Below are 12,383 nucleotides of genomic sequence, written 5' to 3' on the forward strand. Positions count from 1 at the left end.
ACTTTTAACTTAAATATTTATTTTTATATATACTTTTTATCTAAACTAATAAGTATATTTTTTTAATTAAATTAAAAACTAATAGTATGCTTATAATATTTTTACGAACAGGTATATTGTTCTTTATTTTATTGCTAGTAATACGCCTTATGGGCAAACGGCAAATAGGCTCGATGGAGCCTTTCGAACTTGTAATCACGCTTATTATTGCCGAACTTGCCTGCATACCTATGGCAGACCGCAACATTCCAATTAGCTATGGCATAGTAGCTATACTTACGATGTTCTTTATACATCAACTCATACTTTTGCTATCGAAAAATATGCGACTTCAATCTATCCTTTCGGGCAAACCCGTAATGGTAATTGACAAGCAAGGTATATGCGCAAATTCGCTTAAACAACTAAATATGCAGGTCAACGACTTATTGCAAGCAATACGCTCGGCAGGATATTTCAGCGTTGAAGAAATTGACTACGGTTTAATGGAAACAAATGGTCAACTCTCGGTTGTACCAAACAAAGATACTTCAAAAGAGCCTAAAACTCTACCTATACCTATAATTCTTGACGGCAAATGGGACGACGACGATATGCGTAGATACAAGGTAGATAAAGACAAAATTACAAGCATAATAAAAAGCAAAAAACTAAAAATGAAAAACATCTTGTTGCTTACAGCCGACCAAAAAAATAGGGTTATCATACACATCAAATACAAACCTTTTATAGCCCTAGACTACAAGGAGAAGTTGATTAATGAATAAAAGTCTAATAATAGCCTTAATTCTACTTGTAGTGGTAATAACGGGCGGAGTGCTAGAATTTGTACTTGTCGGCAAAGAATACAAAAAATTTGAAAAACAAGTAGAAGTTTATAAGCAAAAAGCCTTCGACAAGACAATTACAAATGAAAACGTAATTGATATGAAAAAACAATGGATAAAACTAAGAGAGCTAAGCGAGCTATTCTTACCTCATATAGACACTTACGAATTGAATCTTAGAATAACCGACTGCACAGCTTTTGTCGAACTTAAAGACTATAAAAACGCATATAATCAACTAAGTATAATAGCTATGCTTGCCGAATATATCCCTAACCTTGCAGTGCCGGATATTCAACACGTAATATAAATACCATTTCTATTACTTGTTTTAAAAATTAGACTTATCAAACTAAATTTGATAAGTCTAATTAATTTTAAATATTGTGGTTTATAAGTCTAAATATAAATTACTTTTGACTATTGTAAACTTCTTGCAATCTACTAGGGTAATCTGTCATAATACCGTCGACCTTTAAATCAATTAATCTACGCATATCTTCGACCTTGTTGATTGTCCAGAATTGTACGGCAATGTTATGTCTGTGCGCAGTAGCTACAAAGTTGCGTGTGGCTATTTGTATTCCGCTCATATCCATTGGCACTTGTAGACAAGTAATCGGCTCAAAATAGAATAAATCTACCAAAAACCAACTTGTAATAAGCAAACCTGCCGCCCCCATATATTCGGGACTAAAAATCAAATTTTTATACTGCTTTTTGTATTCTTTAAGCAATTTATATATGTCGCTGTTAAAAGAACCTAGACTAACTCGGTCAAATGAATTATATTTTTCTAATAGGTTGATTGTTTCTTTTAGAGCAAGCGCCCCTAATTGTCCGTCTTGCTTAATCTCAACGCTAATTAAATTGTTGGGAAAGGCGATTAAAACTTCTTCGAGGGTAGTTACAAGGAATTTGCTCTCGTGTCTTGCCGAAACGCCCGACGGATAGGTAACGTCGCTAGGTTTAACGGTCTTACCGTCAAAATTTGGGTGAGAACTTATGTATTGTTCCCTTGGCTTTGATTGGTCGTAAACATCATAGCCTAAGTCGCTTGAAATCATTGGGTTAGAATAATTGAAGTCTACGTTTTTAAGCAAATAATCATAGGTGTAGTTGGATACAAGCCCTGTTATATTAGTTGTGCGGTCAAGCGCTAAATCGTGACACATTACAAGTACGCCGTCGCTAGTGATTGAAACGTCGGTTTCTAACATAACGTTAGGGTTAATGCTGTATGCGTTGTAATAGGCTTCAAGCGTATTCTCGGGGAATTCGCATCTACCGCCTCGATGGGCAATCAATAAAGGCAAACTGTCGTTAACAATAAGCGGATTATTCTTAACTTTGCTACGTGGAAAGATTGCGATTGTCCCCCAAACAAGAATTATTACGCTAATAATAATTAACGCTTTATGCCACCTTTTAAGTTTTAAAGTCATAATTGTGTCCTCCTGCTGTATTCTAGCTAATATTAACAATTATTTTTAGTTAAGTCAATATACGATTGACGAAAAATATTAAAATTTATTAAAAATGTTTAATTTTGCTGTTAAATATCGTCTATTTCTTCAAATAACCGCCCTATTGACTCATTTATACATAAATCGGCTTGTTGATCATAAGGGGTAATTGACTTGTTGATAAGTACTAATTTACTACCCTTGTAATAATTGATTAGACTAGATGCCGGATAAACAGTTAGCGATGTTCCGCCGACAATAAGCATTTCGCATTTCTTTATAGCCGAAACAGCGCCAAGAATTGTTTGTTCGTCAAGACTTTCCTCATAAAGCACAACGTCGGGCTTGATTACTCCGCCACATTCGCAATGAGGAATTCTATCGCTATTTACAATTCTATCTACGCTAAACAGCTTACCACAGTTTTCACAATAATTGCGATGTACCGACCCGTGCAATTCGAAAACGTTTTTGCTACCAGCCATTTGATGCAATCCGTCAATATTTTGAGTTACTACGGCTTTAAGTTTATTTTTTTGTTCAAGCTTTGCAAGATATCTATGTGCGTAATTAGGTTGAGCAGTTAAATTAATCATTTTTTGTTTGTAAAAATTATAAAACTCAGCGGTATTATTTACAAAAAAGTCGTGGGATAAAATTTGCTCGGGCGGATACTTGTATTGTTGCGAATAAAGACCGTCCGTCGAACGAAAGTCGGGTATTCCGCTCTCGGTTGAAACGCCTGCCCCTCCAAAAAATACGATATTCGAGCTAGCGTCTAACCAGCTTTTTAAAATTTCTTGCTTTGTCAACTTCTCGCTCCTTGATTTATTAAATAATTAACTTAATTTGACCTAAACGTAAAGTTGCGATAATATTAATTATTTTCTAAATTTCTGTGTTGTCGGTTTCGCTACTTTTTTCAGTTATTTTGTTTGCGTGCTCGGCTTGATTGTCAATAGTTTTGTCGTTACGCATAAGTTTAAGGCTTGATTAGCATTCTCAACTACTGCATTTTAATTATCTAATTTTTCGTTTGTATCTTCAACTACTACGTTTGAGTCGCCCACTTTTGCATTTATTTCATATTTTTGTATCAATTTATCAATTATTCCTATTCGCATAAGTATAAACATTAGTAGCCCGTTTACAGCGGTGTTAAGTAATTGAAAAGGAAGTCTTGCCCACAAATAGACAAAGAAAGTCTTGCCTTTGCTATACATCAACCATAACGCATAGGTATTTAAAAATGCCGTAACTAAGACTGTGCAAATAACAAGAGCTATTACTAACTTAACATACTTATTTACGCCTTTAATCTTAAATATTAAGGCGGGAATAACCGCAATTAACACGCTGGACATAAAAATAACTGGGTTAAACGCCCCTTTTGGCACAATTAAACAGCCTATAAGGTCGCCTAACGCCCCTACGATTAAAGCAGGGGTAAGCCCTAAATAAAAAGCGGCGGCAAAACACACTAAATATGTAAAAGAAATGTAATTGCTACCCATAATAGGAATAGAAAAAATATTTGCAAGCACGTCAAGAGCCACAAATATAGCCGTGATACTCAGCTTTTTAGCCGTTAACATAAAAAATCCCCCTTTATGCAAAGGAAGACCGTAGAAATACTTACGCAATACTTAAAGTATGCGTTTATTATCGCAACGGACGCAATACAGTACCGCAAGAGCTTGGCTCTTTTCGTTGCTAGACGACTTCCCATTCATAGCACACTTAACGCACTGTATCTACTTTGCATATTTATTATAGCACAGCTTGCAAAAAAATACAATATTTGTCGCAAATATTTGAGTCTTTCGCCCTTAAAAAAGACTTAGTAAGTTCTACTAAGTCTTATTAGCTGTCAACAAATATTCGATATAAAAACTATTTAAAGTAAACGCAACTTATTAAACAAAAATTTAATAAATTACTGATTATTTATATCTTTGTCAAATAATTTCTTTAAATATTGACCGGTATAACTATTTGGTTGCAGGCTAAGTTGTTCGGGCGTGCCGACGGCAATTATTCTACCGCCCTCGTTGCCACCCTCTGGCCCTAAATCAATACAGTAATCGGCGACTTTAATCATATCTAGGTTGTGTTCGATTACAATTACGGTGTTACCGCCCTCGACAAGCTTGGTTAAGATGTAAATTAATTTGTTAACGTCGGCGCTATGCAGTCCGGTTGTAGGTTCGTCAAGCAAATATAGCGTTTTTCCTGTGCTTCTGCGAGCTAATTCGCTTGCTAATTTAACCCTTTGCGCTTCTCCGCCCGAAAGAGTAGTCGCCGATTGCCCTAGCTTAATATAGCCTAACCCAACTTGGCTAAGAGTATTTAGTTTATTTCTAATCGAGAAAATAGCGTCAAAAAATTCTAACGCCTCGTCTACGGTTAAATCAAGAACTTCATAGATATTTTTGCCCTTGTATCTAACTTCGAGCGTTTCTCGGTTGTATCGCTTCCCCTTGCACACTTCGCAGGGTACAAAAACGTCGGCAAGAAAGTTCATCTCAATCTTTTTTATACCGTCGCCCGAGCAATTCTCACAGCGACCGCCGGGAACGTTAAAGGAAAACCGTCCAGCCTTATAGCCTCGCTCTTTTGCAGAGGGGGTTTGCGCAAATAACTCTCTAATTTGAGTAAATAAACTTGTATAAGTCGCAGGGTTTGACCTAGGAGTACGCCCTATTGGCGACTGGTCAATGTTAATTATTTTGTCAAGTTGTTCGCAACCCTTAATCTCTTTGCACTCGACCGAAACAGCCCTAGCTCTGTTTAATTTGTGCGACAAATACGGCATTAATGTTTGGTTGATTAAGCTACTCTTACCGCTACCCGAAACGCCGGTAATTGCTACAAAACAACCAAGAGGAATATTTACGTCGATATTTGCAAGATTATTTTTGGTAGCGCCAACAATAGTTAAGTAGCCCTTGGGTTGTCTTCTTTGAGAAGGAATGTCAATTTTTAATTTACCCGATAAATATTGACCGGTAACGCTTTGCGGGCAAGCCATAATTTGTTGCGGAGTACCTACCGCAACGACCTCTCCGCCGTGAACGCCTGCGCCTACGCCAATATCTATGACATAGTCTGCCGACATAATTGTTTCTTCGTCGTGTTCTACCACAATTAAAGTATTGCCTAAATCTCTAAGCTTGCAAAGAGCGTCAATAAGTTTGCGATTATCACGTTGATGTAGACCTATCGAAGGTTCGTCTAATATATAAAGCACGCCCACTAGACCGCTACCTATTTGGGTTGCAAGTCTAATTCTTTGCGCTTCTCCGCCCGAAAGACTGCCCGAACTACGAGCAAGCGTAAGATAGCCTAACCCGACATCGATTAAAAACTTTAATCTGGTTTTAATTTCTTTAAGCACCATTTTAGCAATAACGCTCTTAGTTTGGTCAAGTTCGAGGTTGTTAAAAAAGTTTAACGTATCCACTATGCTTAGTTGACACAAGTCATAAATATTCTTTCCGCCTACAAGGATAGATAGAACTTGTTTTTTAAGTCGTTTGCCTTGACAGACTGGACAAGGCGTTTGAACCATATATTTTTCATATTCCTGTTTGGCAAAGTCACTTGTAGTTTCGGTATATCTACGTTTAAGCATAGGCAGCAACCCTTCCCAACGGCTAGCTTTATAGGCGTAATCGCCGTTTTTTGTGTATACGGCAAAAGGTTGACTACTGCCATAAAGAATAATGTCAAGTTTGTCTTTGGGTAACTTATCAAGCGGAGTATCGCAAGAAAACTCAAATTTTTCGGCAAGCGAATTAAGATAGTTGTGCATCCACGTTCCGCCGTCCATACTAAACCCAATAAGCTTAATTGCGCCGTTGTTGAGCGTTAAACTGCGGTCGGGTATGACTAAATCTAGGTCAAATTCGGCAAGAACGCCTAACCCCGTACAATTAGGACAAGCGCCAAAAGGAGAGTTGAAGGAAAACATTCTAGGTTCAAGCTCTTCTATGCTTACGTCTTCGCAATCGGGACAAGTATATTTAGAAGAATATAAGGTTTCTACGCCTTCGCAATCGCATACGACTAGCCCGTCGGCAAGTTTTAAGGCAATCTCTAAGCTATCGGTCAAGCGTTTGACTATGTCGGGCTTATTAATCAACCTATCCACAATCACGCTTATAGTGTGACGAGTATTCTTTTCTAGGTCTATTGTTTGGTCAAGATTGGTTAAAATTCCGTCGACTTTTACCCTTGCAAAACCTGCCTTTCTAAATTGGTCGAAAAGTTTGTTAAATTCGCCTTTTCTTGCCCGGACTACGGGAGCTAAAATTTGAAGTTTACTATTTTCGGGGTTACTAATTATTTTGTCGCAAATACTGTCAACGCTTTGTTTTACAATTTCTCTACCGCATTTGTAGCAATAAGAAGTGCCTATCCTTGCATAAAGCAATCTTAGATAGTCGTATATCTCGGTTACCGTACCAACGGTACTGCGTGGATTGTTATTAGTTGTCTTCTGGTCTATTGAGATTGAGGGCGACAAACCCTCGATATATTCTACGTCGGGCTTGTTCATTTGCCCTAAAAATTGCCTAGCGTATGCTGACAAACTCTCGACATACCGACGCTGTCCTTCGGCAAAAATTGTATCAAAAGCAAGGCTAGACTTTCCGCTACCTGAAATACCGCTAAATACTACTAATTTTTCACGAGGAATAACTACGTCTATGCCTTTTAAATTATTTTCTCTTGCATTTTTGATAATTATATCTTTCATTTAGTCTTTTTCTCTAACCTTTTTTGTAATTTTGATAATTGTTCTCTCAATATTATGGCTCTTTCAAAGTCAAGCTGTCCTGCCGATAAACGCATAGCCGCTTGAACTCGCTCGATTTCTAGTTTAATATCAATCGGGGTCAAATTAATGTCGACTTTTCTAATACTTATAGTATTCTCTACATTATGCACAATAGTTTTTGGAGTTATGCCATATTTAGTATTATAATCTTTTTGAATTGCCCTTCTGCGATTTGTCTCGTCGATAGCTCTACGCATACTGCCGGTGATATTGTCGGCGTACATAATAACGTGACCTTTTACATTTCTTGCCGACCTACCGATAGTTTGTATTAAAGCGCTTTCGCTACGCAAAAAACCTTCTTTGTCGGCGTCTAAAATAGCTACTAGCTCGACTTGTGGCAAGTCTAGCCCTTCTCTAAGCAAATTTATGCCCACAAGACAGTCAAAGTCGCCATTTTTTAATCCGCTAAGTATTTGTATGCGTTCCAACGTGTCTATTTCACTGTGCATATATTTGACGGCTATTCCCCGTTCGCCTAAGTATTTGCTAAGCGACTCAGCCATTTTTTTAGTAAGCGTAGTTACAAGAACACGACCTTTGTCGGCGACAACCTTTTTAATATTTGCAATTAGGTGGTCGATTTGCCCTTGTGTCTTGACGACTTCAATCGGGGGGTCGATTAGCCCGGTTGGACGTATAATTTGTTCGACTAATTGGTCGGCTCGGCTTAGCTCGTATTCGTTAGGAGTTGCCGACATATAGATAACTTGTCCTATTCTCTTGTCGAATTCGTCATAGGTAAGCGGTCTATTGTCGTAAGCGCTCTTCATTCTAAAACCATAGCCTACAAGATTTTCTTTTCTTGCTCGGTCGCCATTATACATACCTCTAATTTGAGGTAGGGTGATATGGCTCTCGTCGACTATGGTAATAAAGTCGTCGCCGAAATAATCTATTAAGGTGTATGACGGCTGACCTGCTTTTCTTCCGTCAAAATAACGAGAATAATTCTCAATACCGCTACAAGTATTGAGTTCGTTGAGCATTTCTAAGTCGTAATTTGTGCGTTGAACAAGCCTAGTTGCTTCCATAAGCTTGCCTTGCTGTTTAAGTTCTTCTACCTCGATTGCTAGGTCAGCTCTTATTTGAGCGATAGCCTCTTGTTTGTCGCTCACGGTATAATGAGTAGCGGGAAAAATTGCAACGTGATTTAATTCGGCAAGTTTTGCTCCGCTTACGGCATTGCATTGACTAATTCTCTCAATTATATCGCCAAAAAACTCAATTCTTATCGACTTATCCATAGACGAACTAGGAAAAACTTCAATGATATCTCCCCTTACTCTAAAAACGCCACGTGCAAATTCGTAGTCGTTGCGCATATACGCAAGTTCGATAAGCCGTTTAATCATATCTTCACGATTAAATTCTTGGCTAGGTCTAAGCGACAGAGCCGACTTGTAGTATTGTTCGGGAGCGCCTAGACCATAAATACAAGAAACGCTAGCTACTACGATAGTATCTGTGCGTTCGGCTAGGCTACAAGTAGCGGAGTGTCTAAGCATATCTATTTCGTCGTTTATATCAACTTCTTTTTCGATATATAAGTCCTTGTTAGGCATATACGACTCGGGCATATAGTAGTCGTAGTATGAAACAAAAAATTCAACTCTGTTATTGGGGAAAAACTCTCTTAACTCGTTGCATAACTGCGCAGCAAGGGTCTTGTTATGGCATATAACAAGAGCTGGACGGTTTGCCTTAGCGATTACCGAAGCTACGGTAAAGGTCTTGCCACTACCCGTTACGCCCCTTAAAACCTGATAACGCAGTCCGTCGGCTATTCCCTGCGAAAGCTTTTCGATGGCTTGCGGTTGGTCTCCGCAAGGTGAAAAAGCCGAGCGCAATTCGAAATTTCTTTTTTCTATTTCTCGCATGGCGTATTTAATTTATACAAAATATTTAGTCCTTCAAGCGACAATTCACGGTCAACATAGTCGTGTAAATTAAATTTATCGGTTACAAGTTGAGATAGTCCGCCGGTAAAGATAATTTTAGCGTCCTTTGCGTTTAATTCTTTCTTAATTTCTTCAAGCAAAAACTTAGTTTGCCCGATTGCGCCGTAAATAATACCCGATTGAATTGCCTTTCTGGTTGTATTCTCGATTACGTTAGGGGTAACTACAAGTTCTACCCTTGGAAGCTGAGCCGTATGAGAACATAGAGCTTCAAGCGTAGTTTTTATTCCCGCCGTGATACAACCGCCGACAAATTCCTTCTTGCTGTTTACGGCGTTATAAGTCGTAGCCGTACCAAAATCTACTAGAATAAAGGGAGCGCCATATTTTTTTAAGGCGGCTACGCAATTTACGATTCGGTCGCTACCTAGCTCCTTAGGCGATTCGTATTTAATATTAAGTCCGGTTTTTATGCCTGCCGAAACAGTAATTAATTTAAAACCAAAATAATATTCGATAGCGTGAAAAAGCGAATAGTTAAGTTGAGGTATTACCGAGGACATTATTCCCCCTGTAATTTTGTGTTCGTCAATATCGTTACTGCGGAAGAGTTGTTTGATTATAGCTATTGTTTCGTCCGAAGTACGCCTTACGTCTGTGCCTATCTTCCAACTGCCGACAAGTTCGTCTCCCGTAAATAGCCCCAACTTAATATTAGTGTTGCCTACGTCTAAGGTTAGTATCATTTGTTATTCTCCTAAAAGTATTAGCTTGTATTATTCTTCTATTTTTGCGACTCTACCTTCAATACCTAGATGCAAAGCTACCCTTGTTCTTAGCACGAGTATAGGAACAAATATAAGTGAAATTAAGTATTCGGGTAAAATATTGGTAAAAATTACTATTTTTATAGTTGTAAATAGCGCAGTATATTCTTCGCCCATATAGAGTTTTATTCCATTTAAAGCCAACAAATATAAAACTGTGTTAATACATAAACCTATTAACGTGCCAAGCACCAAAGAAATAACTTGTTTGACAGTTTGATTATTGACATCTTTTAAAATAATTAAAAACAACTTGTAAACTGCAAATGCGCCTATGCCTACGAATAATCTAGGGACAATGTAAAGTAAAGGGGCAAAATAGATTGGAACGGCGACTGCGTTAAAAATTATTCCTTTGATTAAGCTTGCAACGCCAAAGAACAAACCCGAAAAGAAACCTATTAGCCAGTCATTCTTAATGAAACAAAAACTAAATGTAATGAGTAAAACACAAGCTGCGGTTGAAATTGGCAAAGCCAAACTAATTAGCCTATCTAACATCATTGCCACAAAGATTGCCGCAAACATAATGCCATAAAGCGCAATGTAGTAAGTTTTATTTTTCATTTTTTCCTTAAATTACGGCTTGAAATATACCGCATACTGTTTATTTACTCAAACAGTCAAACTTTAAGATACCGTTAGTTAAATACGGTTCGCTTACATTATACCATAAAGCTTAAAATTTGTAACAAAATTTAACCCCAAACCATAGAGTAAATTAGACATTCCTATGTCAATCTTTATTGGAGGTTATGTATGTTCGGAGAATTTTTTTCACAAGACGAGCACGGTGGCGGACGTGGCGGTTGTGGCGGTTGCAACTGGATTATTCTTATAATCATATTCTGTTGCTGTTGTGGTGGCAAGATTAAGAACTTTTCAATCAACGTAAATCCCTGCTGTCTAATTCTATTACTTGGCTTATTGTGGTGCTGTGGCGGAATTCGCCTAGGTCAAAAAGACTGCTAATACTTTTTAAAGTATTGCCCCAAGCAGTTTAAAATTTACCAAAGAAGTACATAGTACTTAAAAACCATTAAAAGATAGACTGTCTTTATGGCAGTCTATGCTTTTTAATATGATATTAATTATGGGTTTACTTTTTACCTTACTAAAACAATAATTTTTAATTTATTTCAACGTAATTTGTCTAGTTTATCTTTCAAAATAACTATATTATAAACGACATAAGCGTTAAATTATTAGTGATAATCGCACTTTTATCGCAAGACGTTTGACATTTTTGCTTAATAATAATACAATTTATGTAAGTCATCTAAATAAGGAGCTACCAACAAATGAAAACAGTCGGGACAATTAGCATAGGCGTTAAAGCGCCAATAATCAAGCGTGGCGACGATTTAGTAAAGATAGTAACAAGTAGCGTACTGCAAGCCGAGCAAGAACTCGCCTTGCCCTTACTTGATAACGACATAGTCGCCGTAACCGAAGCGGTAGTCGCTCGTTCGCAAAACAACTACGCAACAATCGACCAAATTGCAAGCGATATAGCTAGCAAAACCAACGGCGGAGTCGTAGGACTACTTAACCCCATACTTTCAAGAAATCGTTTTTCTCTAATTCTTAAAGCAATTTCAAAAGCGTGTCAAAAAGTTATTATTCAGCTCACCTATCCTTGCGACGAAGTCGGCAATCCTTTGTTTGCAAATTCGCAAGAAGTTCTTGTAAATTCTAACGTCAACCCTTATTTTGATAGTTTTACCTACGAACAATTCGTAGATACTTTCGGCAAACCTTGCCACCCTTTTACCAAAGTCGACTATTTAGAGTATTATAAGTCGATTTGCCCTAATTGCGAAATTATTCTTAGCAACCGTAGCGATAACTTGCTTAAATATACAAACACTATTATAGTAGCCGAAATTCACTCTCGGCAACACACCAAAAAGCGCTTGCAAAGCTTGGGCGCTAAGGTTATTTGTCTTGACGAAATATTGACTTCTAGCGTAGACGGTAGCGGATTTAACAGTCAATTTGGCTTGCTTGGCAGTAATCTTGCAACCCAAACAAGCATAAAACTTTTTCCTAACAACGCGCAATTATTTGTCGACCAACTAGCTAGTTCGCTTAAAACTGCAACAAACAAAAATATTCAAGTAATGGTTTACGGCGACGGAGCTTTTAAAGACCCTGTCGGCGGTATTTGGGAATTAGCAGACCCAGTAACTAGCCCTGCATACACAAGTAACCTTTGCGGTAACCCTAACGAGCTAAAATTAAAGTATCTTGCCGACACTACGCTTAAAGATTATTCGGGGCAAGAAGCAGTTGAACGCATGCAAGATATTATTAAGAATAAGAGTAAAGAAAACGACGCCTTTAATACACAGGGTACGACACCTCGTAGGTATATCGATTTGCTTGCAAGTTTAGCCGATTTAACTAGCGGTAGCGGTGACAAGGGTACGCCCATAATACTTATTAAAAATTACTTCAACAACTATGCGGATAAATAAAAATTAATTTACAAGTTCTATCGTAATATGCTATAAGGA

The 12,383-nt window shown here is 37.8% G+C and carries 11 protein-coding genes and 1 riboswitch; of the genes, 4 read left to right on the forward strand and 7 right to left on the reverse strand.

All coding sequences use genetic code 11. From position 1 onward, the window contains the following. Positions 1 to 149 precede the first annotated feature (149 nt). Complete coding sequence (locus tag RR062_02280) at positions 150 to 767, forward strand: DUF421 domain-containing protein (protein ID MEG2026539.1); 618 nt, start codon at positions 150 to 152, stop codon at positions 765 to 767. Next, positions 760 to 1,137, forward strand: coding sequence for a DUF4363 family protein (locus tag RR062_02285; GenBank protein ID MEG2026540.1), 378 nt, complete (start codon positions 760 to 762; stop codon positions 1,135 to 1,137). The genes RR062_02280 and RR062_02285 overlap by 8 nt, the downstream gene beginning before the upstream one ends. 100 nt (positions 1,138 to 1,237) lie before the next feature. Here the strand turns inward: RR062_02285 and RR062_02290 are convergent, their stop codons facing one another. The 7 genes from RR062_02290 to RR062_02320 form a co-directional block, all read right to left on the reverse strand. Then, complete coding sequence (locus RR062_02290; GenBank protein MEG2026541.1) at positions 1,238 to 2,272, reverse strand: glycerophosphodiester phosphodiesterase family protein; 1,035 nt, start codon at positions 2,270 to 2,272, stop codon at positions 1,238 to 1,240. A gap of 110 nt (positions 2,273 to 2,382) precedes the next feature. After that, entirely contained in the window at positions 2,383 to 3,105 is a 723-nt protein-coding gene (locus RR062_02295) for an NAD-dependent protein deacylase (GenBank protein ID MEG2026542.1), read from the reverse strand. Positions 3,106 to 3,309: 204 nt separating this feature from the next. Continuing rightward, complete coding sequence (locus RR062_02300) at positions 3,310 to 3,888, reverse strand: folate family ECF transporter S component (protein ID MEG2026543.1); 579 nt, start codon at positions 3,886 to 3,888, stop codon at positions 3,310 to 3,312. A gap of 71 nt (positions 3,889 to 3,959) precedes the next feature. Further along, a riboswitch (THF riboswitch) is annotated at positions 3,960 to 4,057 on the reverse strand. Between the two features lie 172 nt (positions 4,058 to 4,229). After that, positions 4,230 to 7,055 carry an excinuclease ABC subunit UvrA gene (gene uvrA / locus RR062_02305; GenBank protein ID MEG2026544.1) on the reverse strand — a complete coding sequence of 942 codons (2,826 nt, stop codon included), beginning with the start codon at positions 7,053 to 7,055 and terminating at the stop codon, positions 4,230 to 4,232. Then, positions 7,052 to 9,016 (reverse strand): excinuclease ABC subunit UvrB, encoded by a 1,965-nt coding sequence (gene uvrB / locus RR062_02310; GenBank protein ID MEG2026545.1) that lies wholly within the window; start codon positions 9,014 to 9,016, stop codon positions 7,052 to 7,054. The genes uvrA and uvrB overlap by 4 nt, the downstream gene beginning before the upstream one ends. Then, complete coding sequence (locus RR062_02315; protein MEG2026546.1) at positions 9,004 to 9,783, reverse strand: type III pantothenate kinase; 780 nt, start codon at positions 9,781 to 9,783, stop codon at positions 9,004 to 9,006. Before RR062_02315 ends, uvrB begins: the two co-directional genes overlap by 13 nt. Positions 9,784 to 9,813: 30 nt before the next feature. Further along, a complete protein-coding gene (locus RR062_02320; GenBank protein ID MEG2026547.1) occupies positions 9,814 to 10,431 on the reverse strand; it encodes a hypothetical protein in 618 nt (205 codons plus the stop codon). A gap of 192 nt (positions 10,432 to 10,623) precedes the next feature. Between RR062_02320 and RR062_02325 the strand changes: the two genes are divergently transcribed. Together RR062_02325 and RR062_02330 are read left to right on the forward strand one after the other, a co-directional pair. Further along, positions 10,624 to 10,836, forward strand: coding sequence for a hypothetical protein (locus RR062_02325; protein MEG2026548.1), 213 nt, complete (start codon positions 10,624 to 10,626; stop codon positions 10,834 to 10,836). Positions 10,837 to 11,165: 329 nt separating this feature from the next. Further along, positions 11,166 to 12,344, forward strand: a complete 1,179-nt coding sequence (locus RR062_02330; GenBank protein ID MEG2026549.1) for a coenzyme F420-0:L-glutamate ligase — start codon at positions 11,166 to 11,168, stop codon at positions 12,342 to 12,344. Positions 12,345 to 12,383: the final 39 nt, after the last annotated feature.

It is taken from the genome of Clostridia bacterium (assembly GCA_036654455.1).
In the GTDB taxonomy this organism is placed as follows: Bacteria; Bacillota; Clostridia; order Christensenellales; family CAG-314; genus JAVVRZ01.